We start from the raw sequence: 26,051 nt of genomic DNA, 5'->3' as shown, positions 1-26,051 counted from the left end.
TTGTCCGCATCTTCCGCGCCGCAAGACCCCTATCGACTTGCATGGAAATCCTGGCGCGTGCATAATCTTCATGGTAAGACCATGAGGTCCACTGAATGAACATGCAGACATCGGGGGGACGGATGAGAGCGGCCATCGCGGGCGCCAGCGGCTACGCCGGGGGCGAGCTCCTGCGCCTGCTGCTGTCCCACCCCGGCATCGAGATCGGCGCGCTGACCGCGGCCTCCAGCGCCGGCACCGCCCTCGGCGAGCACCAGCCGCACCTGGCACCGCTGGCCGACCGGATCCTGCTGGAGACCACCCCCGGCAACCTCGCCGGCCACGACCTGGTCTTCCTGGCCCTGCCGCACGGCGCCTCGGCCGCCGTCGCCGAGTCACTCGGCGACGCCACCCTGGTCGTCGACTGCGGCGCCGACTTCCGGCTCTCCGACCCCGCCGCCTGGGAGCACTTCTACGGCGGCACCCACGCCGGCACCTGGCCCTACGGCCTGCCCGAGCTGCCCGGCCGCCGCGAGGAGCTGCGCGCCGCCCGGCGGATCGCCGTCCCCGGCTGCTACCCCACCGCCGTCACCCTGGCCGCCTTCCCCGCCTTCGCCGCCGGGCTCGTCGAGCCCGACGTGGTGGTGGTCGCCGCCAGCGGCACCAGCGGGGCCGGACGGGCGCCCAAGCCGAACCTGATGGGCAGCGAGGTGATGGGGGCGGCCAGCGCGTACGGCGTCGGCGGCGTCCACCGCCACACCCCCGAGATGGAGCAGAACCTCTCCTCGCTGACGGGGGAGAAGGTCACCGTCTCCTTCACCCCGGTGCTCGCGCCGATGAGCCGCGGCATCCTCGCCACCTGCAGCGCGCCCGCCAGGCCCGGCCTGACCCCCGCCCTGCTGCGCGAGACCTACGAGGCCGCGGTCAAGGACGAGCCGTTCCTGCGGCTGCTCCCCGAGGGCCGGTGGCCCTCGACCTCCATGACCCTCGGAGCCAACACCGCCGTCCTCCAGGTCGCCCTGGACGGGCGCGCGGGCCGCGTCGTCACCGTCATCGCCATCGACAACCTGACCAAGGGCACGGCCGGAGGCGCGATCCAGAGCGCCAACCTCGCCCTCGGCCTGCCGGAAGAGCTCGGCCTTCCTCTCAACGGAGTCGCCCCATGAGCGTGACCGCACCCCTCGGCTTCCGGGCCGCGGGCATCGCCGCCGGAATCAAGGCCGGCGGCGCCCGCGACCTGGCACTGATCGTCAACGACGGCCCCTGTCGCGCCGCCGCGGGCGTCTTCACCGTCAACCGCGTGAAGGCCGCCCCGGTCCTGTGGTCGCAGCAGGTGCTGTCCGGAGGCAGGGTGCACGCGGTCGTCCTCAACTCCGGCGGCGCCAACGCCTGCACCGGCCCGCTCGGCTTCCAGGACACCCACGCCACCGCGGAGAAGGTCGCGCAGGCCCTGGACGACTCCGCCGGAGAGGTCGCGGTCTGCTCCACCGGCCTGATCGGCGAGCGGCTGCCGATGGACCCGCTGCTGGCCGGGGTCGACCTCGCGGTCTCCCAGCTCGCCCGGGACGGCGGGCTGGCCGCGGCCGACGCCATCCGCACCACCGACACCGTCTCGAAGATCTCCTTCCGCAGGGGCGAGGGCGGCTACATGGTCGGCGGCATGGCCAAGGGCGCCGGCATGCTCGCCCCCGGCCTGGCCACCATGCTGTCGGTGATCACGACCGACGCCGACCTGCCCGCCGAACTCCTCGACGAGGTGCTGCGCAGGGTCACCCGGGTCACCTTCGACCGGCTCGACGCCGACGGCTGCATGTCCACCAACGACACCGTGCTCCTGCTGGCCAGCGGCGCCAGCGGCACCGTCCCCGACCTCGCCGAGTTCGAGCAGGTCCTGCTGGCCGTCTGCGCCGACCTCGTCCGCCAGCTGCTGCTGGACGCCGAGGGCGCCTCCAAGGCGATCGCCGTCGAGGTCGTCGGCGCCGCCTCCGAGGACGACGCCGTGACCGTCGGCCGCTCCGTCGCCCGCTCCAACCTCCTCAAGTGCGCCATCCACGGCGAGGACCCCAACTGGGGACGGGTGCTCTCGGCCGTCGGCACCACCGACGCCGCCTTCGAGCCCGAGCGGCTCAACGTGGCCATCAACGGCATCTGGATCTGCCGGGGCGGCGCCGTGGGCGACGACCGCTCCAAGGTCGACCTCACCCCGCGCGACGTGACGATCACCGTCGACCTGTCGGCCGGGCCGCACACCGCGACGATCCACACCACCGACCTCACCGCCGCGTACGTCCACGAGAACTCGGCGTACTCCTCATGAGACGCGCCGAGGCCCTGTCCAAGGCCGCCACGCTGATCGAGGCCCTGCCGTGGCTGGCCACCTTCCACGGCACCACCGTCGTCATCAAGTACGGCGGCAACGCGATGACCGACGAGGGACTGCGCGAGCGGTTCGCCGAGGACGTCGTCTTCCTGCGCTACGCCGGCCTGCGGCCGGTGATCGTGCACGGCGGGGGCCCGCAGATCAACGCCCAGCTCGACCGGCTCGGCATCGAGTCCACCTTCACCGCCGGTCTGCGGGTCACCACCCCCGAGGCCATGCAGGTCGTCAGGATGGTCCTCGTCGGCCAGGTCAACCGCGACGTGGTCGGCCTGATCAACCGGCACGGGCCGTTCGCGATCGGCATGTCCGGGGAGGACGCCCACCTGCTCACCGCGGTGCGCAAGCACGCCGTGGTCGACGGCGTCGGCGTCGACATCGGCCAGGTCGGTGAGATCGTCGCCGTCGAGGCCGGCGCGGTACGGGCACTGCTCGACGACGGGCGCATCCCGGTGATCTCCTCGGTGGCGCGCAGCGACGACGGCACCGTCTACAACGTCAACGCCGACACCGCCGCCGCCGCGCTCGCCGTGGCGCTGCGGGCGTCCAAGCTCATCGTCCTGACCGACGTCGCGGGCCTGTACCGCGACTGGCGCCCCGACGCCGGCGAGGACGAGATCATCGAACGGCTCTCCGCCACCGAGCTGGAGAAGCTCCTGCCCTCCCTGTCCAGCGGCATGATCCCCAAGATGGAGGCGTGCCTGACCGCCGTCCGGGGCGGCGTGCCACGGGCGCACGTGCTCGACGGCAGGGTGCCCCACTCGGTGCTGCTGGAGATCTTCACCGACGAGGGCGTCGGAACCATGGTGCTGCCGGACGTCCCCGCGACGCCGCACGCGCCCGACCAGCTCACGGCGCGGCCGACGGCCGCCGCCCAGCCGAAGGGGAACGACCAGTGAGCCCGCAGCACGATCCCGCAGGACAGGCGCTCGCCAGGCGCTTCGAGGCCGCCTTCATGCCCAACTACGGGGTGCCCCCGGTGGCGCTGGCCCGCGGCGAGGGCACGAGGGTCTGGGACGTCGACGGCCACGAGTACCTCGACATGATCGGCGGCATCGCGGTCAGCTCCCTCGGCCACGCCCACCCGGCCCTGGTGGAGGCCGTCTCCCGCCAGGTCGCCACCCTCGCCCACACCAGCAACCTCTTCCTGCACGAGCCCGAGGTGCTGCTCGCCGAACGCCTGCTCGGCCTGCTCGGCGCCCCGGCCAGGGTCTTCCTGTCCAACTCCGGCACCGAGGCCAACGAGGCCGCCCTCAAGCTCGCCCTCAAGTACGGCGGCTCCACCGGCCGTCCCCGCTTCGTGGCCGCGGAGAACGGCTTCCACGGCCGTACCCTCGGCGCGCTCTCGCTGACCGGCAAGCGCTCCATCCGCGACCAGTTCGGCCCGTTCCCGATCGACGTCACGTTCGTCCCCTACGGCGACGCCGACGCCCTCAAGAGCGCCGTCGACGACCGCTGCGCCGCGGTCTTCCTCGAACCCACCCAGGGCGAGGCCGGGGTGGTGCCCCCGCCCGAGGGATATCTCCGCGCCGCCAGGGACGTCTGCGACGCCACCGGCGCGCTGCTGGTCGCCGACGAGATCCAGTCGGCGATCGGCCGTACCGGCCACTGGTTCGCCCACCAGCACGAGGGCGTCCTGCCCGACGTGCTCACCCTGGCCAAGGGCCTCGGCGGCGGCCTGCCGATCGGAGCCTGCATCGGCCTGGGCGAGGCCGGGACCCTCTTCGCCAAGGGCGACCACGGCTCCACCTTCGGCGGCAACCCCGTCGCGGCCGCCGCCGCGCTCGCCGTGCTCGACACCATCGACCGCGACGGCCTGCTGGAGCACGTCCGCGCCGTCGGGGCCGAACTCTCCGGCGGCATCGCCGCCATCGAGCACCCGCTGCTCGCCGGCGTCCGCGGCCGGGGCCTGTGGCTCGCGATCGTGCTGACCGCCGACCGCGCGGCCGCCGTCCAGGCCGCCGCGCAGCGAGCCGGGTTCCTGGTCAACGCCCTGCAGCCCGACGCGGTACGGCTCGCGCCCCCGCTCGTGATCACCTCGGCCGACGTCGCCGCCTTCACCGCCGCGCTCCCGGCCATCCTGGACGGAGCCTCCGATGACCGGTGACCCCCTCGGCGCACGGCCCCCGGCCACGTCGGCGCCCGTCAGGCACTTCCTGCGGGACGACGACCTCTCACCCGCCGAGCAGGAGCAGGTCCTCGACCTGGCCGGGGCGATGAAGAAGGACCGCCACGGCTACCGGCCCTTCGCCGGGCCGCAGACCGTCGCCGTCCTGTTCGACAAGCACTCCACCCGTACCCGCATCTCGTTCGCGGTCGGCATCGGCGAGCTCGGCGGCCTCCCGCTGATCCTCGACGCCGGCTCCTCCCAGATGGGCCGGGGCGAGTCGATCGAGGACACCGCCCGGGTGCTGGAACGCCAGGTCGCCGCCGTCGTGTGGCGCACCTCCGGCCAGCACAGGATCGAGGCCATGGCCTCGGCCTCCTCGGTACCGGTGGTCAACGCCCTCACCGACGAGTTCCACCCCTGCCAGATCCTCGCCGACCTGCAGACCGTCAGGGAGCACTTCGGCACGACCGCCGGCCTGACCCTGGCCTACTTCGGGGACGGGGCCAACAACATGGCCCACTCCTACCTGCTCGGCGGGGCACTGGCCGGCATGCACGTGCGGATCGCCGCCCCCGAGGGCTACCTGCCCGACCCGGAGGTCGTCCGCCGCGCCACCGAGATCGCCGGGACGACCGGCGGGTCGGCCACCGTCCTGACGGACCCGGCCGAGGCCGCCGCGGACGCCGACGTGCTCGCCACCGACACCTGGGTCTCGATGGGCCAGGACGGCAGGGAGCGGCGGATCGCCGACCTGACGCCCTACCAGGTCAACGCCGCGCTGCTCGGCCGGGCCGCCCCCGGCGCCGTCGTGCTGCACTGCCTGCCCGCCTACCGCGACCTGGAGATCACCGCCGAGGTCCTCGACGGGCCCCGCAGCGTGGTGTGGGACCAGGCGGAGAACCGGCTGCACGCCCAGAAGGCCCTGCTGCACTGGCTGGTCACGGCGACCGGCCGCGACACCGGCTCCCCGGCCTCCTCCCGCGGAGGGGGTCCGGCATGACGATCCCGATGACCAAGGTCGCCCGCCAGGCGCGCATCGCCGACCTGCTCCAGCGGCAGCCGATCAGGTCCCAGCCCGAGCTGGCCAAGCTGCTGCTGGAGAGCGGGGTGGAGGTCACCCAGGCCACCCTGTCCCGCGACCTGGACGAGCTCGGCGCCCTCAAGCTGCGCGCCGAGGACGGCTCCCTGGTCTACGCCCTTCCCGGCGAGGGAGGCGACCGGATACGGCGCGCCAGGGTCGGCACCGGGGAGTCCCCGGCCGCACGCCTGGGCAGGCTCGCCGAGGAGCTCCTCGTCTCCGCCGAGGCCTCCGCCAACCTGGTCATCGTCCGCACGCCCCCCGGGGGCCGCGCAGTTCCTCGCCTCCGCCATCGACCACGCCGACTGGGAGTCCATCCTCGGCACCGTGGCCGGAGACGACACCATCCTCGTCATCAGCCGGGACCCGACGGGCGGGGCGTCGGTCGCAGAAGCGCTGCTCAGGCACGCCGACCGACGTATTCAGCCCGCTCAGGCGGGCGGTCCCTGGCAGCATCCGACACCCATGACGAACGAAGAACCTGGAGATACCAATCATGACTGACCGGGTCGTACTCGCCTTCTCCGGCGGCCTCGACACTTCCGTCGCCATTCCTTTCCTCGCCGAGAAGACCGGCGCCGAGGTCATCGCGGTGGCCGTCGACGTCGGCCAGGGCGGCGAGGACATGGAGGCCATCCGCAAGCGGGCCATCGAGTGCGGCGCCGTGGAGTCCGTCGTGGTGGACGCCCGCGAGGAGTTCGCCACCGACTTCTGCGTGCCCGCCCTGCAGGCCAACGCCCTCTACATGGACCGCTACCCGCTGGTCTCCGCGCTCTCGCGCCCGCTGATCGTCAAGCACCTGGCCGCCGCGGCCAAGGAGTTCGGCGGCACCCACGTCTCGCACGGCTGCACCGGCAAGGGCAACGACCAGGTCCGGTTCGAGGCCGGCCTGGCCGCGCTCTTCCCCGAGCTCAAGGTCATCGCTCCGGCCCGCGACTACGCCTGGACCCGGGACAAGGCGATCGCCTACGCCGAGGAGAAGAACCTCCCGATCGAGACCAGCAAGAAGAACCCGTACTCCATCGACCAGAACATCTGGGGCAGGGCCGTCGAGACCGGCTTCCTGGAGGACATCTGGAACGGCCCCGTCGAGGACGTCTACGCCTACACCTCCGACCCGGCACAGCCGCGCGAGGCCGACGAGGTCATCATCAGTTTCGTCAAGGGCGTCCCGGTGGCCCTGGACGGGCGGCACCTGACCCCGTTCCAGATCATCGAGGAGCTCAACCGGCGCGCGGGCGCCCAGGGCGTCGGCCGCCTCGACATGGTCGAGGACCGGCTCGTCGGCATCAAGTCCCGCGAGGTCTACGAGGCGCCGGGCGCCATCACGCTGATCACCGCGCACATGGAGCTGGAGAACGTCACCGTCGAGCGCGACCTCGCCCGGTTCAAGCGCTCGGTCGACCAGCGCTGGGGCGAGCTCGTCTACGACGGCCTGTGGTTCTCCCCGCTCAAGAAGGCCCTGGACGCCTTCATCGCCGACGCCCAGCAGCAGGTCACCGGCGAGATCAGGATGGTCCTGCACGGCGGCCGGGCCACGGTCACCGGCCGTCGCTCCGAGGCGTCGCTGTACGACTTCAACCTCGCCACCTACGACACCGGCGACACCTTCGACCAGTCCCTGGCCCGGGGCTTCGTCGAGCTGTGGAGCCTGCCCTCCAAGATTGCCTCGGCCCGGGACGCCCGGCTGTCCTGATTGGGCTAGGGTCGCGGATTGAATGGGGAGGGAGAACGACGGTGACTGATGGTGGCAAGCCGATGCGGCTGTGGGGCGGCCGGTTCGAAGGAGGTCCGGCCGACGCGCTGACCAGGCTCTCGGTGAGCGTGCACTTCGACTGGCGGCTCGTACCGTACGACCTGCTGGCCTCGCGCGCGCACGCACGGGTGCTGCACCGCGCGAACCTGCTGACCGACGACGAGCTGGCGCGGATGATCGCCGCCCTGGACGACCTGGAGCGAGCCTGCAAGGCGGGCGAGTTCCGGCCGACCGTCGCCGACGAGGACGTCCACACCGCGCTGGAGCGCGGGCTGCTGGAACGCCTCGGCACGCTCGGCGGCAAGCTCAGGGCCGGTCGCAGCCGCAACGACCAGGTCGCCACCGATCTGCGCCTCTACCTCCGCGACCACGTCCGGCACATCGTCTCCCGGCTGGTGGAGCTGGAGACCGCGCTGATGAGCCAGGCCGAGGAACACGCCGAGACCGCAGCTCCCGGCATGACCCACCTGCAGCACGCCCAGCCGGTCTCCTTCGGCCACCAGCTCCTGGCGCACGTGCACGCCTTCGCCCGCGACATCGACCGGCTGCGCGACTGGGACCGCCGCGCGGCCGTCTCCCCGCTCGGCTCCGGAGCCCTGGCCGGGTCCTCCCTGCCGCTGGACCCGCGGGCCGTGGCCGGGGAGCTCGGCTTCGACTCCGCCGCGCCGAACTCGATGGACGCCGTCGCCGACCGCGACTTCGCCGCCGAGTTCCTGTTCGACGCGGCGATGATCGGCGTGCACCTGTCCCGGCTGGGCGAGGAGATCGTCCTGTGGGCCTCGCAGGAGTTCCGCTGGATCGAGATGGACGACGCCTACTCCACCGGCTCGTCGATCATGCCGCAGAAGAAGAACCCCGACGTGGCCGAGCTCGCCCGGGGCAAGAGCGGCCGCCTGATCGGCAACCTCATGGCGCTGCTGACCACGCTCAAGGGCCTGCCGCTGACCTACAACCGCGACCTGCAGGAGGACAAGGAGCCGGTGTTCGACTCCGTCGACACCCTGCTGCTCGTCCTCCCCGCGATGGCCGGGCTGGTCGCGACCATGCGCGTCAACACCGCCAAGCTGGAGGCCTCGGCCCCCGACGGGTTCGCGCTGGCCACCGACCTGGCCGAGCTGCTGGTCCGCAGGGGCGTGCCGTTCCGCGAGGCCCACGAGGCGGTCGGGCACCTGGTCGTCTGGTGCCAGGTCAACGACAAGGACTTCGGCGAGCTCACCGACGACGAGCTGGCCAAGGTCTCACCGCACTTCACCCCCGACTCCCGCGAGGTGCTCTCGGTGCCCGGCGCCCTGGCGGCCCGCAAGGCGCACGGCGGCACCGCGCCCGACCGGGTCCGCGACCAGCTCATCGCGTTGCGCGACATCGTCGACGGGCAGGCGAGCTGGGCGAGCGGGAACTGAGGCCCCGTGACGGTGACGCGGCCGACCCCCGATGACGAGCGGGGCGGGCGGACGCCCGCCCCGGCGAGGCCGGCACGGGATCTCATGCCCGACCCGGTGAGGCCGGCACGGGACCTCACGCCCGCTCCGGCGAGGCTGGTGCGGGACTTCTTCGACCGTCCCGCGCACCAGGTCGCCCCGGACCTGCTGGGACGGGTGCTGGTGCACGGGCCGGTCGCGCTCCGCATCACCGAGACCGAGGCGTACGGCGTGCCCGGCGAGGACCCGGCGTCGCACACCTATCGCGGCCGGACGGCGCGCAACGCGGTGATGTTCGGCCCGCCGGGCCACCTGTACGTGTACTTCACCTACGGCATGCACTTCTGCGCCAACCTGACCTGCCTGCCCGAGGGGATCGGCTCCGGCGTGCTGCTCCGGGCCGGGGAGGTGATCTCCGGCGCCGAGCGGGCCCTGGCCCGCCGCACCGCCGGGAGCGGCCGCGTCGTCAAGCACGACGACCTCGCCAAGGGCCCGGCCCGGCTGGCGGTGGCGCTCGGCTTCACCCGCGAGCACAACGGCCTCGACGCCTGCGTCTCGGGGTCGCTTCCGCAGAGCCCGCAGAGCCCGGGGAGCTCGGAGATCCTTGAGCTCTCGGTGCTGGAGGGGGAGCCGGCCGCGCCCTCGTCGATCAGGTCGGGGCCGCGGACCGGGGTGTCATCGGCCCAGGAGACGCCGTGGCGCTTCTGGATCGACGCCGACCCCACGGTCTCGCCCCACCGGCCGCACGTCCCGCGGCGCCGGTAGGTCCTTCACCGCCGGCGGGTCTCCTTTCACTGGGGCCCCTTTCATAGGGTCTCCTTTCAACGGGTCCACGCCGGAGCGGGTCCCGTGCCCGTCCCCGTCGTCCCCGAGCCCGGCCATTCCTCGAGCCCGGCCATTCCTCGAGCCCGGCCATTCCTCGAGCCCGGCCATTCCCGAGCCGCACAGGCCGCGTACCCCCTGGTCGACTCGGGGCGCGAAGGGGGATCCGGGTGGCGCGACCCGGTGGTGATCGGGCAGGGTGTATCCGAAGCCCTGAAGTCCCTTCGAGCATTGGAAAGCAAGGATCGTGACCGACATTCTGGATGACCTCGCCTGGCGCGGCCTGATCGCGCAGTCCACCGACATCGACGCCCTGCGGGCGGCGATGGCCGAGGGTCCGATCACGGTCTATTGCGGCTTCGACCCCACCGCCCCCTCGCTGCACGTCGGCAACCTCGTCCCGCTGCTGACCCTGACCCGCCTGCAGCGGGCGGGACACCGCGCCATCGGGCTGGTGGGCGGCGCGACCGGCCTGATCGGCGACCCCAGCGGCCGGAGCACCGAACGCTCGCTCAACTCCTCCGACGTGGTGGCCGAGTGGGTCGCGCGGATCCGCGTCCAGGTAGAGAGGTTCCTCGACTTCTCCGACGAGACGAGAGGGATCCTGGTCAGCAACCTCGACTGGACCGAGGGCATGTCCGCGATCGACTTCCTGCGCGACGTCGGCAAGCACTTCCCGGTCAACCGGATGCTCGCCCGCGAGTCGGTCTCGGCGCGGCTGGGAGGCGAGGGACTCAGCTACACCGAGTTCAGCTACCAGATCCTGCAGGCCAACGACTACCTGGAGCTGAACCGGCGCCACGGCTGCACCCTGCAGATCGGCGGCAGCGACCAGTGGGGCAACATCACCGCCGGGACCGACCTCATCCGCCGGGTGACGGGCGGTCACGTGCACGCCCTCACCGTGCCGCTCATCACCAAGGCCGACGGCACCAAGTTCGGCAAGACCGCCGGAGGCGCGGTCTGGCTCAACCCCGAGATGACCTCGCCGTACGCGTTCTACCAGTTCTGGCTGAACGCGGACGACCGGGACGTGGTGAAGTTCCTCAAGATCTACAGCTTCAGGTCCCGCGAGGAGATCGAAGGGCTGGAGAAGGCCGCGGCCGATCGGCCAGCCGCCCGCGAGGCCCAGCGGGCGCTCGCCGAGGAGTTCACCACGCTGCTGCACGGCGCGGACGAGTGCGCCGCGGTGATCGCGGCCTCGGCGGCGCTGTTCGGTCAGGGGTCCCTGGAGGAGCTGCCCGCCCGGACGCTGGGGGAGGCCCTGGCCGAGGTGCCGCGTGCCGAGGTGGCCGGGCTGGGGGCGTCCTTCGTCGACCTGCTCGCCGAGAGCGGCCTGGTCAAGTCGAAGTCCGAGGCACGCCGGGCGGTGAAGGAGGGCGGTGCTTACCTCAACAACGCCAAGGTCACCGACGAGACGTACGTGCCGTCGGCCGACGACCTGCTTCACGGGCGCTTCCTGGTGCTGCGCCGGGGCAAGCGTTCCGTCGGCGGCGTCGAGATCGTCGGAGCCTGACCTCGGTGTTCCCGGAGTCCCGGGGGTTCCCGCAAGGGTGCTCCCGGTGCTCCGGGGGTTTTCTCCGGAGGGTCCCTGCGCGGGTGTTCCACACGCTCGCGCGGGGAGCGGTGACCGTCTCCGCGCCGGTTCCGGCCGTCGCACCGGCAACGCCGGGTAGATCGGTTCTGACCAGGTCGATGAGATGTTCAGGATGTCCCGACGCTCCGGTAACAGCAGAGGTGCCGATGGCCCAACGGCGTAACATTCCGGTAGCGAAGGTGGCCTGTTCTTCCCATGCAGGGCTCTGACCTGGGGTTTTGTCCACGGCTCCTGATTTGACGATGTCCCGAGGGGCGCATAATCTTTCACTTGCCCCGGGAGCGAGCCGGACGCCTGAGCGGCGGACGGGCACCGGGAGCCGACCCGCTGAACGAACCTGAGAGTTCGGACCCGCGTAGATCACCGAAAAACCGGTTGATTCGTCGACGGCCTGGATGTCACGGTAGGTTCAGAGGGTTGTCCCGGAAGCGGGATGCAAATCCTAGTGACTTTGCCGGGATTGTGACAAGTGAACCGAGTTTCACAATTTGACACAATCTTGACAGAGATGTACGGTAGAAATACGAAATGGAACGCCCCTGGCGGTCGGCCCGAACGGGTCCGGGTGGCCGGGTGTACGCGTCCGTTTCTTGAGAACTCAACAGTGTGTTAAAAGCCAGTGCATGAAGCACAACCCTGTCCTAACCACCCTTGCGGGTGGGGGACGGATTCCTTTGGTTGAACATCCATCGCGTTCCCGGGCCTTGTGTTTTGGGGATGGTGGTGGGCTTTCAGCCGGGTAAGGACTGTTCAGACATTGTTTGGAGAGTTTGATCCTGGCTCAGGACGAACGCTGGCGGCGTGCTTAACACATGCAAGTCGAGCGGAAAGGCCCTTCGGGGTACTCGAGCGGCGAACGGGTGAGTAACACGTGAGTAACCTGCCCCTGACTCTGGGATAAGCCCGGGAAACTGGGTCTAATACCGGATATGACACATGTCGGCATCGATGGTGTGTGGAAAGTTTTTTCGGTTGGGGATGGACTCGCGGCCTATCAGCTTGTTGGTGGGGTAATGGCCTACCAAGGCGACGACGGGTAGCCGGCCTGAGAGGGCGACCGGCCACACTGGGACTGAGACACGGCCCAGACTCCTACGGGAGGCAGCAGTGGGGAATATTGCGCAATGGGCGAAAGCCTGACGCAGCGACGCCGCGTGGGGGATGACGGCCTTCGGGTTGTAAACCTCTTTCAGCAGGGACGAAGTTGACGTGTACCTGCAGAAGAAGCGCCGGCTAACTACGTGCCAGCAGCCGCGGTAATACGTAGGGCGCAAGCGTTGTCCGGAATTATTGGGCGTAAAGAGCTCGTAGGTGGCTTGTCACGTCGGGTGTGAAAGCTTGGGGCTTAACTCCAGGTCTGCATTCGATACGGGCTGGCTAGAGGTAGGTAGGGGAGAACGGAATTCCTGGTGTAGCGGTGAAATGCGCAGATATCAGGAGGAACACCGGTGGCGAAGGCGGTTCTCTGGGCCTTACCTGACGCTGAGGAGCGAAAGCGTGGGGAGCGAACAGGATTAGATACCCTGGTAGTCCACGCTGTAAACGTTGGGCGCTAGGTGTGGGGACCTTCCACGGTTTCCGCGCCGTAGCTAACGCATTAAGCGCCCCGCCTGGGGAGTACGGCCGCAAGGCTAAAACTCAAAGGAATTGACGGGGGCCCGCACAAGCGGCGGAGCATGTTGCTTAATTCGACGCAACGCGAAGAACCTTACCAAGGCTTGACATCGCCCGGAAAGCTTCAGAGATGGAGCCCTCTTCGGACTGGGTGACAGGTGGTGCATGGCTGTCGTCAGCTCGTGTCGTGAGATGTTGGGTTAAGTCCCGCAACGAGCGCAACCCTTGTTCAATGTTGCCAGCAACATCCTTCGGGGTGGTTGGGGACTCATTGGAGACTGCCGGGGTCAACTCGGAGGAAGGTGGGGACGACGTCAAGTCATCATGCCCCTTATGTCTTGGGCTGCAAACATGCTACAATGGCCGGTACAGAGGGTTGCGATACCGCAAGGTGGAGCGAATCCCTAAAAGCCGGTCTCAGTTCGGATTGGGGTCTGCAACTCGACCCCATGAAGTCGGAGTCGCTAGTAATCGCAGATCAGCAACGCTGCGGTGAATACGTTCCCGGGCCTTGTACACACCGCCCGTCACGTCACGAAAGTCGGCAACACCCGAAGCCCGTGGCCCAACCAGCTTGTCTGGGGGGAGCGGTCGAAGGTGGGGCTGGCGATTGGGACGAAGTCGTAACAAGGTAGCCGTACCGGAAGGTGCGGCTGGATCACCTCCTTTCTAAGGAGCACCGGCCCTTCACCGATCCCTTCGGGATGGTGGGGGTCCAACGTCACGATCAGGGACGCCTGTTTCCTGCGTGACACGCTCATTAGTGGAGCACTGGCTACTCAACCGGGCCTGATCGGCCGGATCTTGCTAGTACCGCCCTTGGTTCGCCGAGGGAGTGGGAGCGTGAGAGTCGGGGGTCGTCCTGGTTGAACACACTGTTGGGTCCTGAGGAAACGGACATCAGGTGAGCCCGCTGAGGCGGGCTTGCTGTCTGTTTGACCCTCATGCAGGACCGATCATCTGCCAGACCAGCTCGTCACGCGTGTCGTGAGGGGTGTTGGTGGCAGGGGTGGTGGGTTGCTGTTTGTTGTTTGAGATTTGCATAGTGGACGCGAGCATCTTTGTGGCCAAGTTTTTTAGGGCACACGGTGGATGCCTTGGCATCAGGAGCCGATGAAGGACGTGGGAGGCTGCGTTAAGCCCCGGGGAGTCGCCAACCAGACTTTGATCCGGGGATGTCCGAATGGGGAAACCTAGCACCAGTCATGTGGTGTTGCCTCCGCCTGAATGTATAGGGCGGTTGGTGGTAACGCGGGGAAGTGAAACATCTCAGTACCCGTAGGAAGAGAAAACAATTTAGTGATTCCGTGAGTAGTGGTGAGCGAAAGCGGATCAGGCTAAACCGTAGGCGTGTGATAGCCGGCAGGCGTTGCGTTTACGGGGTTGTGGGACCCTCTTACGGTTTCTGCCGAGACCGTGAACAGTAAGAAATCCTTCCGATAGTCGAAGCTTCTGGGAAGTGGCGCCGTAGACCGTGAGAGTCGGGTAGGCGAAATTGGTTGGACTGTTGGAGGGGATCCCAAGTAGCACGGGGCCCGAGAAATCCTGTGTGAATCTGCCAGGACCACCTGGTAAGCCTAAATACTCCCTGATGACCGATAGTGAACAAGTACCGTGAGGGAAAGGTGAAAAGCGCCCCGGTGAGGGGTCGTGAAATAGTACCTGAAACCGTGTGCCTACAAGCCGTAGGAGCGTAAACACTTTTCGGAGTGTTTGTGATGTGACTGCGTGCCTTTTGAAGAATGAGCCTGCGAGTTATGGTGTGTGGCGAGGTTAACCCGTGTGGGGGAGCCGTAGCGAAAGCGAGTCTGAAGAGGGCGTTTGAGTCGCATGCTGTAGACCCGAAGCGGAGTGATCTAGGCATGGGCAGGTTGAAGCGCGGGTAAGACCGCGTGGAGGACCGAACCCACCAGGGTTGAAAACCTGGGGGATGACCTGTGTTTAGGGGTGAAAGGCCAATCAAACTCCGTGATAGCTGGTTCTCCCCGAAATGCATTTAGGTGCAGCGTCGCGTGTTTCTTGCCGGAGGTAGAGCACTGGATGGCTAATGGGCCCGACAAGGTTACTGACGTCAGCCAAACTCCGAATGCCGGTAAGTGAGAGCGTGGCAGTGAGACTGCGGGGGATAAGCTCCGTAGTCGAGAGGGAAACAGCCCAGACCACCGACTAAGGCCCCTAAGCGTGTGCTAAGTGGGAAAGGATGTGGAGTCGCAGTGACAACCAGGAGGTTGGCTTAGAAGCAGCCACCCTTGAAAGAGTGCGTAATAGCTCACTGGTCAAGTGATTCCGCGCCGACAATGTAGCGGGGCTCAAGTACACCGCCGAAGTCGTGGCATTCACATATTAACTGAGCCTTCGTGGTTGAGGTGTGTGGATGGGTAGGGGAGCGTCGTGCGGCCGGGGAAGCAGCGGAGTGATCCAGCTGTGGAGGCCGTGCGAGTGAGAATGCAGGCATGAGTAGCGAATCAGAAGTGAGAAACTTCTGCGCCGGATGACCAAGGGTTCCTGGGGCAGGCTAATCCGCCCAGGGTAAGTCGGGACCTAAGGCGAGGCCGACAGGCGTAGTCGATGGACAACGGGTTGATATTCCCGTACCCGCTACGATGCGCCAATACTGAATCCAGTGATACTAAGGGTCCTTAAGTCCCCTGTTGGCCTTCGGGCTTGGGGTGAGGCTGAACGCCTGGCCTGAACTGGTAGTAGGTAAGCGATGGGGTGACGCAGGAAGGTAGCCCAGCCCAGGCGATGGTTGTCCTGGGGTAAGCATGTAGGGAAAGAGGTAGGCAAATCCGCCTCTTATGTATCCTGAGATGTGATGCCGAGCCGATTGTGGCGAAGTGGGTGATCCTATGCTGCCGAGAAAAGCCTCTAGTGAGTGTCGTGGCGGCCCGTACCCTAAACCGACTCAGGTGGTCAGGTAGAGAATACTAAGGCGATCGGGTGAACTGTGGTTAAGGAACTCGGCAAATTGCCCCCGTAACTTCGGGAGAAGGGGGGCCTTCGCTGGTGATGAGCTTTACGCTTTGAGCTGGTGGGGGTCGCAGAGGCCAGGGGGAAGCGACTGTTTACTAAAAACACAGGTCCGTGCGAAGTCGTAAGACGATGTATACGGACTGACGCCTGCCCGGTGCTGGAACGTTAAGGGGACCGGTTAGTTGTTCTTCGGAGCAGCGAAGCTGAGAACTTAAGCGCCAGTAAACGGCGGTGGTAACTATAACCATCCTAAGGTAGCGAAATTCCTTGTCGGGTAAGTTCCGACCTGCACGAATGGCGTAACGACTTCCCCGCTGTCTCAACCGCAGACCCGGCGAAATTGCACTACGAGTAAAGATGCTCGTTACGCGCAGCAGGACGGAAAGACCCCGGGACCTTCACTATAGCTTGACATTGGCGTTTGGAACGTCTTGTGTAGGATAGGTGGGAGACTGTGAAGCTGTCACGCTAGTGGTGGTGGAGTCATTGGTGAAATACCACTCTGGTCGTTTTGAACGTCTAACTTCGGTCCGTGATCCGGATCAGGGACAGTGTCTGGTGGGTAGTTTAACTGGGGCGGTTGCCTCCTAAAGAGTAACGGAGGCGCCCAAAGGTTCCCTCAGCCTGGTTGGCAATCAGGTGTCGAGTGTAAGTGCACAAGGGAGCTTGACTGTGAGACCGACGGGTCGAGCAGGAGCGAAAGCTGGGACTAGTGATCCGGCGGTGGCATGTGGAAGCGCCGTCGCTCAACGGCTAAAAGGTACCCCGGGGATAACAGGCTGATCTTCCCCAAGAGTCCATATCGACGGGATGGTTTGGCACCTCGATGTCGGCTCGTCGCATCCTGGGGCTGGAGTAGGTCCCAAGGGTTGGGCTGTTCGCCCATTAAAGCGGTACGCGAGCTGGGTTTAGAACGTCGCGAGACAGTTCGGTCCCTATCCGCTGCGCGCGCAGGAGACTTGAAAGGAGCTGTCCCTAGTACGAGAGGACCGGGACGGACGAACCTCTGGTGTGCCAGTTGTTCCGCCAGGAGCACGGCTGGTTGGCTACGTTCGGAAGGGATAACCGCTGAAAGCATCTAAGCGGGAAGCTCGCCTTGAGATGAGGTCTCCCACCACGAGAGTGGGTAAGGCTCCCGGGAGACGACCGGGTTGATAGGCTGGAAGTGGAAGCGCAGTAATGTGTGGAGCTGACCAGTACTAATAGGCCGAGGACTTGACCACAAAGCATATGCTCGCGTCCACTAGGCAATTCTGAGACAGCAACCAGTGTTCTGGTTTGTGTGTTTCATAGGGTTACGGCGGTTATGGCGAAGGGGAAACACCCGGTTACATTCCGAACCCGGAAGTTAAGCTCTTCAGCGCCGATGGTACTGCACCGGGGACGGTGTGGGAGAGTAGGTCACCGCCGGACAATCTTTTGAAGGCCCCCACCGTTGGTGGGGGCCTTCGTATTTCCAGGGGACTTCGATCCCCTCCTGCCGGGGATGCTTTCCGGGGTGGTTCTTCTGCCCGGTGAGGGTCTTCTCCTACGGGCTCTGGTGTTTCTGCGGGGTCCTTTTCCTGACGCCTCCTGCGAGAGCGAGGCGAGACTCTCTCGCCACGTGCCCCAGGCCCCATATGACGTACCCGCCTCATGCGTCCCCTTCGGTGGCGTCGGAGAAGGGCTCGTGGAGTTTCGGGAGCTTGCTAGGCTGGAGGAGCCGGGCCACCCCACCAGCGGGTGGCCTTCGTCGCGCCGGACCACGATAGGGCGGGGCAGCGATAGCGAACGGGGCGCACCCCGCGGCCGGAAACCGCCCACACGGCGAATGCCCCATCCGATCGAGGAGATGGGACGCGCTCGCAGAGTGAGCCAACGAATGGACCAGAAGTGAACAGTGACAGCGGGCGCGACGACGCGGGCCGACGAGAAGAGAGCGAGAACCGCGGATCTGGCGGTCAGGGAGGCTACCGCGGCGATCGCGCCGGTGGCGACAGGGGACGTCCGGGAGACGGTCCCCGATATGGTGAGCGCCGCGAAGGGCGCCCGAGTGGTTCCTACGGCTCTCGCGATCGTGGCGACAGGCCGTCCTACAACCGAGACGACCGTGGCTCCGGCCGTCCTCCGTTCAATCGTGACGACCGTGGTTCCGGGCGTCCCCCGTTCAACCGCGACGACCGTCCGGGCGGCGGGCAGAGGCCTTCAGGGCCGCGTGAAGGCGGCCAGCGTTCCTATGGTGACCGCGATCAGAGTCGCGGAGGTTCCTACGGGTCTCGTGACCGTGGTGACAGGCCGTCTTACAACCGTGACGACCGTCCTCCGTTCAACCGTGAAAACCGCGGTGGGGAGCGTCCTCCGTTCAACCGTGATGCTCGGGGTGGCGGGGATCGTCCCTCGTTCAACCGTGATGATCGTGGTGGCAGCCGTTCGTACGGTGATCGTGATCAGTCGCGTGAGCGTTATGGTTCGCGTCCCGACGGGGAGCGCAAGCCGTTCAACCGCGATGACCGCGGATCGGGCCGGCCCCCGGCCGGTCGCGATGACCGTGGTGGGAGCCGTCCCCCGTTCAATCGTGACGACCGTCCCGGTGGCGGCTACCGAAGTGACCGTGGGGAACGGCCGCCCTACAACCGCGACGACCGCGGCGGGGACCGTCCCTCCTACAACCGTGGCGGAGAGCGTCCGCCCTTCAACCGCGATGATCGCGGTGGGAGCCGTTCTCCGTTCAACCGGGACGCTCGCGGCGGGGACCGCCCGTCCTACAACCGTGACGACCGTGGCTCCGGGCGCCCCCCGTTCAACCGTGATGACCGTGGATCTGGCCGGCCCCCGTTCAACCGTGACGACCGTCCGCCGTTCAACCGTGACAACCGCGGTGGGGAGCGTCCTCCGTTCAACCGTGATGATCGTGGTGGCAGCCGTTCGTACGGTGATCGTGATCAGTCGCGTGAGCGTTATGGTTCGCGTCCCGATGGGGAGCGCAAGCCGTTCAACCGTGACGATCGCGGATCGGGCCGGCCCCCGGCCGGTCGCGATGACCGCGGTGGGAGCCGTCCCCCGTTCAATCGTGACGACCGTCCCGGTGGCGGCTACCGAAGTGACCGCGGGGAACGGCCGCCCTACAACCGCGACGACCGCGGCGGGGACCGCCCCTCCTACAACCGGGACGACCGCGGTTCGAGCCGTCCTCCGTTCAACCGCGACGACCGTGGCTCCGGTAGGCCCCCGTTCAACCGCGATGATCGTGGTGGGAGTCGTTCGTACGGTGATCGTGATCAGTCGCGTGAGCGTTATGGTTCGCGTCCCGACGGGGAGCGCAAGCCGTTCAACCGCGACGACCGCGGATCCGCCCGGCCCCCGTTCAACCGGGACGACCGCGGTTCCGGCCGGCCGTCCTTCAACCGCGATGATCGCGGTGGGAGCCGTCCTCCGTTCAACCGGGACGACCGTGGCGGGGACCGTCCGTCCTACAACCGGGACGACCGTGGTGGTGAGCGCAGGCCGTTCAACCGGGACGACCGGTCCGGGGGTGGACGCCCCTTCGGTGACCGCGACGGTGAGGGGTCCCGTACCCGCTATGGCCGTGACGAGCGGTTCGGCGGCCAGGAGGAGGCCCCCCGCCAGCGTGAGGAACTGCCGGAGCTCGCTCCGGACATCACCGCGGAGGAGCTCGACAAGGAGATCCGCGAGGAGCTGCGCTCCCTCCCGGGCGATCTCGCCGATCTGATCTCGCGTCACCTGGTGGCGGCGGAGAGGGCCCTCGGTGAGGACGACGCGGAGCGGGCGTACGAGCACACCAAGGTCGCACGGCGTTTCGCGGCCAGGATCGGCGTGATCCGTGAGGCCGTGGGCATCGCCGCCTACCGCGCCGGTCACTTCGCCGAGGCGCTCAGCGACCTGCGCGCGGCTCGCCGGATGACGGGGTCCGACTCGTTCCTGCCGGTCATGGCCGACTGCGAGCGCGGCCTCGGGCGGCCCGAACGCGCCCTCGACCTGGTCCGATCCAAGGAGGCCGAGCGGCTGGACCGCGTCGGCAAGATCGAGCTGGCCATCGTGGAGTCCGGTGCCCGCAGGGATCTCGGCCAGAACGACGCGGCGGTCATCACCCTTCAGCGCCTCCCCGAGCTGAGGGACACGCGTCCCCAGCCCTGGTCGGCCCGTCTGGCCTTCGCGTACGCCGACGCGCTGGCCGGAGCCGGACATGAGGAGCCCGCGACCGAGTGGTTCGGCCGTGCGATGGCCTTCGACGAGGACGGCGAGACCGACGCGGCCGAGCGTTACGCGGAGCTGACCGGCTCCGTCATCGAGGATCTCGAAGAGGACGAGGACGACGAGGCGATCGACGCCGGAGACGCCCTCGCCGACGACGAGATCGACACCGGGGACGCTGGAGACACCGAGGGCACCGGGGAGCTCGGAGAGACCGGAGTCATCGAGGACACCGACGATGACGATGACGTTCCCGCCACCGATGACGTGCTCACCGTCGAGGACGTCGAGGACGACGAGGACGACGAGGACCACGGTGACGCCCCCCTGGGAGCGGACGCCGAGGACGACGATCTCGACGACGAGGATGACGACGACCAGGACGACGATCTCGACGACGAGGACGACCGGTCCGTGACCGGAGAGGTTCCGGCCGGCGGGTCCGCCGTCGATGCCGGCCCTTCGGGGGGCGAGCCTTCCACGGAGGCGGCCGGGACCGGGACCGGGGAGAAGTCCGGGACCGGGGAGAAGGCCGAACCCAAGGCCCAGAAGGCTGGCAAGACCGACCTCGTCGGACCGGCGTTCATCGAGCCCGACTTCGGAGACATTCTCAGCGACGTCCCCGACATCGACCCCGATGACGAGGACGAGATCGGCCCTGGCCGGGACGGCGACTCCGGCCGCGCTCACCGGAGCAGGAACGACAAGAAGTAGTTCGGAACGGCCTCGTACCGCCGCGGAGACGATTCAGCGCTCCGCGGCGGTACGAGGCATGCCCGTGGCGGACGAGACGACGGGTCCGCGACGGACGAGATCCCGTGACAGCCGGGACGTCCCGTGACGGCGCGATCCCGGACCGATCCGGACGTCCCGGACCAGCCCGAGCACCCCGGACCAGACCGGATGTCTCAGGCCGGTTCGAGCCTCCCGGGCCGATCCGGACGTTCCATGGTGGACGAGGGCGCCCGCCCGTGGCCTGCCGTCGAGGACGGAGGCCACGGGCCCCTCAGGGCTGGACCCGGTTCAGCCAGTGCAGGATCCCGGCCACGTTGGACGGGGCGCCGCTGAGCAGTTCGAACTGCTCGGCGGTCGCCTCGTCCCCCCTCAGGGCGGCGTAGCGGTCGCGGGTACGGTCCCTGACCATGGCCACGGCGTGGTCCAGGTCCATCCCCTCCGCATGGGCCTGCCGGGTCAGGTCGACCCAGACGCGCAGCTCCTCGGCGGAGCGCCCGAGCGTCTCCTCCACGTCCGTGACGGGACCGTAGTGGCTGAAGAGCAGCCGCTGCGGCCCCAGTGCCTCGAACAGGGCGATGGAGTCCAGCGCGGTCTGCAGGTCGAAGTCCGGCGGGGGCGTGGCGGGCCGCAGGTCGCCGGTCTCCGGAAGGTAGACGCCGGCCGCGTCCCCCACGTACAGATCACCGGTGCCCGAGTCGACGAGCCCCACGTGGTGCTTGGCGTGCCCGGGGGAGTAGTGACTGCTCAGCGTGCGCCCGTTGCCGAGGTCGATGGAGCCGGTGTCGCCGAGCGCGCGGATCCTGGACGCCTCGGTGGGGGGACAGCTCGCCGAACAGGACGTCCAGTTTGTCGCCCCAGACCATGCGGGCGCTGCTCATCAGCCTGGACGGGTCGGCGAGGTGCCGGGCGCCCTTCTCGTGCACCACGATCTCTGCGTCCGGGTAGAAACCGGCGATGTCGCCGACCCCGCCCGCGTGGTCCAGGTGGATGTGCGTGACGACGACCGTGGCGAGGTCCCGCGGGCCGACGCCCAGGGAGGTCAGGGCGTCGCGGACCACGGGGGCGGAGGTGGAGGTGCCGGTCTCCACCAGGCAGGGCCGGTCCCCGAGGATCAGGTAACCGGCCGTGATGCCGGAGTACCCGGCCATTCTCGTGTCGATCTCATAGACGTCCCCGCCGAGGGCGGTGATGTTATCCACGGGTCACCTCATCAATGGAACCGGCGTCTCCAGAACAGTATTCGGCTCTTTGGGTGCGTCTCCCAGTGTGACGGCGCGGAAAGATCCCAGAATCGCTCAAGGAGCCGGATCCCCGGCCGGTACGGGCGTCCCGGAGCCGGACGCCTCCATGTCGGTGAGCAGGCGGAGCACCAGGCCGGTCCGGGGCTTGGGACCGAACGAGGTGGACTTGCGGGGCACCCGTTCCCCCTGGGCCGCGACCGCGAGCACGTCGTCGACCGCCAGCGGGCGCAGCAGCACGGCCGTCCCGCCACAGGTCCGCGCCAGCCGTACGGCGGCCTCCGGATCGTGGTGGACGATGTGTACCGACCGCTCGTCGTCGTCCGTCCCCCACACCTTGGGAAGCAGGAACTCGGCCAGGACGGACGTGTTCAGCGCCCGCCAGCCGGCCGACCGGCCCGGAGGCATGGCGTGTTCGAGCTGGTCGAGGTCGGGGTCGCTGAGCAGGTGGACGAGGTCTCCGCCGGCCAGCAGGTAGGCCGGTCCGGTGGTCTTCTCCAGCGCGGCCAGCCCTTCGGCCAGGTCCGGGTGTTCCTGTACCCGCCAGGAGCCTCTGGCCTTGGTCAGCGCCTCCTCGGGCGGCAGGCCCGGAACGACCCGGTGGATGGCCTTGAGGTTGGGCGGGTAGGCGGTGGAGTCCACCAGGAGGGCGAGACCGAAGTCCCACGGCCCGGGTTCCACGGGGACGGGGCCCGCGGGGACGGAGCTCGGAGAGACGGAGCCCGCGGAGCTCGCGGAGCCCGGCGTCCCTCCCGTACCGGCTGTCCCGGTGACCCCGTCACTCCCGGCCTCCTCGCCGCCCGTCGCCGTCCGGTGCTCGCGCTGGAGCTCCAGGTAGGTGGCGTAGCGGTGGTGCCCGTCGGCGATGAGGGCCTGCCGGGGGCGGAGGTCGGCGTCGATCGAGGCGAGCTCCCCGGCGTCGGTGACGGCCCACAGCCGGTGCCGGAGGCCGTCGGAGGTCTCCGTCTCCGCCAGCGGCGGACGGGAGGCGGCGATCCGGTCGACGAGACGGGTGGTGGCGCCGCCCGCGCCGTCGTAGAGCAGGAAGATGGGCTCCAGGTTGGCCTCGGTGGTGCTCATCAGTGCCAGCCGGTCCGCGACCGGGCCGGGCATGACGTCCTCGTGCGGCAGGATGATGTTCGACTCCGGCCCGGCCAGCCCCACGTCCCCGATGAGCCCGCGCTGCAGGATCCCGGGCCCGGACTGCTCGTACACGTAGAGGGCGGGCCTGTCGTCGGCGGCCAGCACTCCCGAGGAGAGCCATTCGTGAAGCGTCGCGCGCGCCTCGGCGTATCTGTGGCGGTCGGAGCCGGGAAGGATCAAACGCACCACGTTGTTGGGATGGGTGTCGAGCAGCTCTCGCACCCCGGCCTCGTCGATGAGGTCGTAGGGCGGGGAGGTGACCCCGGCCAGATCGTCGACCGTGAACCGTATTCCGCGGAACGGGCGTAGCACCAGCCCGTCAGGTACCGGCAGTTCAGGATTCGCCATAGAGGGCATGCTGCCATAAAGGCCAGAACCGGCCGGGAACCACTTCAAGGCCGTGGTGGTGTCCGGCCCCCCGTCTGGAATCGGCCGGATCGGTCAGATCTGTCGTCTGTCGATGAAGGAGGCCTCACACGATGGTCCAGGGACGTGGCGGTCCGTCCGATTCCCCCGGCCCCGAGACGGGCACGCCGGTCGGGGACGTCTACGAATGGTTTCAACGAGGGATGAGGCTGCTGTCCGAGGGCAGCCCCGCGGCCGCGGCCGCGCTCCTGGAGCGGGCGGCCGACGCGGAGCCGGAGTCGCGCAGCGTCCGCGAGGCCCTCGCCCGGGCACAGTTCAACTCGCGCCAGTACGCCGACGCGGCCGACAGCTTCCGCTGGATCATCGACGCCAACCCGGCCGAGGACTACGCGTACTTCGGTCTCGGGCTGTCCCTGTGGCGGACCGGGGACATGGAGGGGGCGCAGGAGCCCCTGGCCATCGCCGTGGCCATGCGGCCCGACCTGCGGCATTACGTCTCCGCCCTGAAGAGCGTGCGCGCCACGCTGCGCGCCCGCCGGATGTGACCCCCGGGCCACGCGCCCGAGGCCGCGGCCCCGTCCACCCGACCCCCACCCCGAACCCCCGAACCTCCAGAACACCCCGGACCTCCCGGACCTTCTGACACCATCCGCCACTCGCCACCTCACCCGGCATTCACTACCCCTCGCCCCCGCCCCGGATGATCTACCAAGTCATGGATGATCCATCCACGATGCGGTGACGAGTGATGGAATGGGCCGGTGGACACGAATACGCTGATCGACCCCTATGACACCCTTCTGCTGGATCTGGACGGGGTGGTCTATCTCGGGCGCGCGGCCGTACCCGGGGCCCCGGAGTCGCTGCGCGAGGCGGCCGGGCGGGGCGTGCGCCTGGCGTACGTCACCAACAACGCCTCGCGCACCCCGGCGGCCATCGCCCAGCACCTGAGCGATCTGGGCGCCCCGGCGACCGCCGAGGACGTCGTCACCTCGGCCCAGGCCGCGGCACGGCTCGTGGCCGAGCGGTTCGGGCCGGGCGCCGCGGTCCTGGTGGTGGGCGGCATGGGGCTGCGCGTCGCGCTGCGGGCCCACGGCCTGCGGCCGGTCAGCACCGCCCGGGACGCTCCGGTGGCCGTCGTCCAGGGCATGGCCCTCGACCTCTCCTACGGGCTGCTGGCCGAGGGGGCGCTCGCGGTGCGCGGCGGCGCGCTCTTCGTGGCCGCGAACACCGACTCGACGCTGCCCACAGCCAGGGGCGAGCTTCCCGGCAACGGCTCGATGGTCAGGGTGATCGCCACGGCGACCGGGGTGGAGCCGGTCGTGGCGGGCAAGCCCGCCCCGCCGCTGCACCGCGAGTCGATGCTCCGTACCGGATCGCGGCGGCCCCTGGTGGTCGGCGACCGGCTCGACACCGACATCGAGGGGGCGACCAACGCAGGCGTCGACAGCCTGCTGGTGCTGACCGGCGTGGCGACCCCGCTCGACCTGCTGACCGCCGAGCCCCGCCACCGTCCCACCTACGTCGCCGCCGACCTGTCGGCGCTGCACCTGCCCTACCCCGAGGTACGGAGCACCGGGCGGGGATGGGTCTGCCAGGGGTGGACGGCTCGCTGGGAGGGGGGGCGCGCTGGCCCTGGAGGGGGAGGGCGATGCGCTCGACGGGCTCCGGGCGGCCTCCGCGGCGACCTGGGAGGCGATGGGCGAGGAACGGGCGGAGGAGGAGATGGTCAAGGTGGCGCTGGACGCCGTCCTGCCCCCGCGGGACTCCGGCCCCGGCCCCGCCTCCACCCGCTGACCCCTCCTGCTCGCCGACCTCGTCGGCCGTCCTCGCCCGGACCTCGAACCACGGACCCCGGACCCCGGACCTCGGACCCCGAACTGGACCCCGGACCGTCCGCGTCCGCCGACCTCGTCCGCGCTCGCCGAGTGTCCCGTCGCCCCGGCCTCGTCTACGCCGGGGCTCCGGGGACGTCCTCAGAGGAGCTTGCGCAGGCGCAGGAGGTCGCCGAAGCTGGCGTCGATCTTGACCCGGCCGCCGAAGACGGCGCGTCCCATGTCGAGCTCCCCGTTCACCAGGGAGACCAGGTCGTCGCTGCCGATGGTCAGTTTCACCTCGGCCCTGCGGTCGTCGCCCGGAGCCAGGTCCTCGAAGGGGCCGAGACCGCCGTGGTGGAGACGGCCGTAGAAGGTGACGCCCAGATCCTTGACGTGGCAGCTGATGCTGCGTTCGACCACGTGCCTGGCGCGGCTCTCCTGGTCGACCTCGTCGAACTGCTCGCCGAGTTTGCGCAGTGCCGTCCGGCACTCGTCGACGGTCGCCATCGCGTCGCGCTCCCTTCTCCTGCCGGACCGGCCCGGATCCCTCTCAGGTACGGACGGTAGCGTTCCACACGGGGGAGGCCGCAGTCCGGCGCGGGGGTGCCGGGAAAAGGATGCTCCCCATGACGTACGGCCCGTCCGGGACGGGTGGTGCCCGTCCCGACGAGATGACAACGATCGGATCGCCGGGATGGTTCGCGCCCGCCCGGATTTCGCCGGACGTTCCGCCGGTCCCCGGGAAGGCCCACGGGGACGGGTCCGCGACCGCGCGGGGGAACGGCCCTGGATGCGGTCCGCAAGGCGTCCAGGACACGGACACCGGGACACGGACAC

General features: G+C 68.6%; 14 protein-coding genes, 3 rRNA genes and 3 pseudogenes. 16 read left to right on the top strand and 4 right to left on the bottom strand.

What is annotated here, in order from left to right; genetic code table 11:
- Positions 1-122 precede the first annotated feature (122 nt).
- The 13 genes and pseudogenes from argC (at position 123) to rrf (ending at position 17,137) form a co-directional block, all read left to right on the top strand.
- The gene (gene argC, locus ABD832_RS33395; RefSeq protein ID WP_344903581.1) at positions 123-1,145 is read left to right on the top strand and encodes an N-acetyl-gamma-glutamyl-phosphate reductase; all 1,023 of its coding nucleotides are present in this window, start codon (positions 123-125) and stop codon (positions 1,143-1,145) included.
- A complete protein-coding gene (gene argJ, locus ABD832_RS33390) occupies positions 1,142-2,296 on the top strand; it encodes a bifunctional glutamate N-acetyltransferase/amino-acid acetyltransferase ArgJ (protein WP_344903579.1) in 1,155 nt (384 codons plus the stop codon). Before argC ends, argJ begins: the two co-directional genes overlap by 4 nt.
- Entirely contained in the window at positions 2,293-3,255 is a 963-nt protein-coding gene (argB, locus tag ABD832_RS33385) for an acetylglutamate kinase (protein ID WP_344903577.1), read from the top strand. Before argJ ends, argB begins: the two co-directional genes overlap by 4 nt.
- A gap of 56 nt (positions 3,256-3,311) precedes the next feature.
- A complete protein-coding gene (locus tag ABD832_RS33380) occupies positions 3,312-4,463 on the top strand; it encodes an acetylornithine transaminase (protein ID WP_344904451.1) in 1,152 nt (383 codons plus the stop codon).
- Positions 4,453-5,466 (top strand): ornithine carbamoyltransferase, encoded by a 1,014-nt coding sequence (gene argF / locus ABD832_RS33375; protein ID WP_344903575.1) that lies wholly within the window; start codon positions 4,453-4,455, stop codon positions 5,464-5,466. The genes ABD832_RS33380 and argF overlap by 11 nt, the downstream gene beginning before the upstream one ends.
- Positions 5,463-6,048 (top strand): annotated as a pseudogene (locus ABD832_RS33370) (arginine repressor). Before argF ends, ABD832_RS33370 begins: the two are co-directional and overlap by 4 nt.
- A complete protein-coding gene (locus ABD832_RS33365) occupies positions 6,041-7,240 on the top strand; it encodes an argininosuccinate synthase (RefSeq protein WP_344903572.1) in 1,200 nt (399 codons plus the stop codon). Before ABD832_RS33370 ends, ABD832_RS33365 begins: the two are co-directional and overlap by 8 nt.
- Before the next feature lie 41 nt (positions 7,241-7,281).
- The gene (argH, locus tag ABD832_RS33360) at positions 7,282-8,700 is read left to right on the top strand and encodes an argininosuccinate lyase (protein WP_344903569.1); all 1,419 of its coding nucleotides are present in this window, start codon (positions 7,282-7,284) and stop codon (positions 8,698-8,700) included.
- Positions 8,701-8,784: 84 nt separating this feature from the next.
- Positions 8,785-9,483 carry a DNA-3-methyladenine glycosylase gene (locus ABD832_RS33355; protein WP_344903566.1) on the top strand — a complete coding sequence of 233 codons (699 nt, stop codon included), beginning with the start codon at positions 8,785-8,787 and terminating at the stop codon, positions 9,481-9,483.
- 304 nt (positions 9,484-9,787) lie between these two features.
- Positions 9,788-11,056 (top strand): tyrosine--tRNA ligase, encoded by a 1,269-nt coding sequence (gene tyrS / locus ABD832_RS33350; RefSeq protein ID WP_344903563.1) that lies wholly within the window; start codon positions 9,788-9,790, stop codon positions 11,054-11,056.
- Positions 11,057-11,895: 839 nt separating this feature from the next.
- Positions 11,896-13,420: ribosomal RNA gene (locus tag ABD832_RS33345) — 16S ribosomal RNA — on the top strand.
- A gap of 396 nt (positions 13,421-13,816) precedes the next feature.
- Positions 13,817-16,947, top strand: a 23S ribosomal RNA gene (locus tag ABD832_RS33340).
- Positions 16,948-17,020: 73 nt separating this feature from the next.
- A 5S ribosomal RNA gene (gene rrf / locus ABD832_RS33335) occupies positions 17,021-17,137 on the top strand.
- The 16S, 23S and 5S rRNA genes sit together here, the layout of an rRNA operon.
- A 771-nt stretch (positions 17,138-17,908) precedes the next feature.
- On the opposite strand, the gene ABD832_RS33330 is transcribed toward rrf, so the two are convergent.
- Positions 17,909-19,444 (bottom strand): hypothetical protein, encoded by a 1,536-nt coding sequence (locus ABD832_RS33330; RefSeq protein WP_344903560.1) that lies wholly within the window; start codon positions 19,442-19,444, stop codon positions 17,909-17,911.
- Positions 19,445-19,447: 3 nt separating this feature from the next.
- On the opposite strand from ABD832_RS33330, the gene ABD832_RS33325 reads away from it, so the two are divergent.
- Positions 19,448-20,629: a hypothetical protein gene (locus ABD832_RS33325; RefSeq protein WP_344903557.1), complete on the top strand. Its 1,182-nt coding sequence runs from the start codon at positions 19,448-19,450 to the stop codon at positions 20,627-20,629.
- 292 nt (positions 20,630-20,921) lie between these two features.
- Here ABD832_RS33325 and ABD832_RS33320 read toward each other — a convergent pair.
- Together ABD832_RS33320 and ABD832_RS33315 are read right to left on the bottom strand one after the other, a co-directional pair.
- A pseudogene (locus tag ABD832_RS33320) lies at positions 20,922-21,798 on the bottom strand (MBL fold metallo-hydrolase).
- Positions 21,799-21,945: 147 nt separating this feature from the next.
- A complete protein-coding gene (locus ABD832_RS33315; RefSeq protein ID WP_344903554.1) occupies positions 21,946-23,388 on the bottom strand; it encodes a DUF1015 family protein in 1,443 nt (480 codons plus the stop codon).
- Between the two features lie 122 nt (positions 23,389-23,510).
- On the opposite strand from ABD832_RS33315, the gene ABD832_RS33310 reads away from it, so the two are divergent.
- Both ABD832_RS33310 and ABD832_RS33305 read left to right on the top strand, forming a co-directional pair.
- Complete coding sequence (locus ABD832_RS33310) at positions 23,511-23,942, top strand: tetratricopeptide repeat protein (RefSeq protein ID WP_344903551.1); 432 nt, start codon at positions 23,511-23,513, stop codon at positions 23,940-23,942.
- A gap of 216 nt (positions 23,943-24,158) precedes the next feature.
- Positions 24,159-24,881 (top strand): annotated as a pseudogene (locus ABD832_RS33305) (HAD-IIA family hydrolase); the annotation flags it as partial.
- 492 nt (positions 24,882-25,373) lie between these two features.
- Here ABD832_RS33305 and ABD832_RS33295 read toward each other — a convergent pair.
- A complete protein-coding gene (locus ABD832_RS33295; RefSeq protein WP_344904445.1) occupies positions 25,374-25,721 on the bottom strand; it encodes an SCP2 sterol-binding domain-containing protein in 348 nt (115 codons plus the stop codon).
- Between the last annotated feature and the right edge of the window lie 330 nt (positions 25,722-26,051).

It is taken from the genome of Streptosporangium longisporum (genome assembly GCF_039534895.1).
Lineage (GTDB): Bacteria > Actinomycetota > Actinomycetes > Streptosporangiales > Streptosporangiaceae > Streptosporangium > Streptosporangium longisporum.
This window is presented reverse-complemented; position numbering and strand designations above follow the sequence as displayed.

Coding starts and splice junctions, on each gene's coding strand:
- ABD832_RS33310 (WP_344903551.1), top strand. CDS start 23,511: ATGGTCCAGGGACGTGGCGGTCCGTCCGATTCCCCCGGCCCCGAGACG.
- argJ (WP_344903579.1), top strand. CDS start 1,142: ATGAGCGTGACCGCACCCCTCGGCTTCCGGGCCGCGGGCATCGCCGCC.
- ABD832_RS33295 (WP_344904445.1), bottom strand. CDS start 25,721: ATGGCGACCGTCGACGAGTGCCGGACGGCACTGCGCAAACTCGGCGAG.
- ABD832_RS33315 (WP_344903554.1), bottom strand. CDS start 23,388: ATGCCCTCTATGGCGAATCCTGAACTGCCGGTACCTGACGGGCTGGTG.
- ABD832_RS33355 (WP_344903566.1), top strand. CDS start 8,785: ATGCCCGACCCGGTGAGGCCGGCACGGGACCTCACGCCCGCTCCGGCG.
- argB (WP_344903577.1), top strand. CDS start 2,293: ATGAGACGCGCCGAGGCCCTGTCCAAGGCCGCCACGCTGATCGAGGCC.
- ABD832_RS33365 (WP_344903572.1), top strand. CDS start 6,041: ATGACTGACCGGGTCGTACTCGCCTTCTCCGGCGGCCTCGACACTTCC.
- argC (WP_344903581.1), top strand. CDS start 123: ATGAGAGCGGCCATCGCGGGCGCCAGCGGCTACGCCGGGGGCGAGCTC.
- argF (WP_344903575.1), top strand. CDS start 4,453: ATGACCGGTGACCCCCTCGGCGCACGGCCCCCGGCCACGTCGGCGCCC.
- ABD832_RS33380 (WP_344904451.1), top strand. CDS start 3,312: ATGCCCAACTACGGGGTGCCCCCGGTGGCGCTGGCCCGCGGCGAGGGC.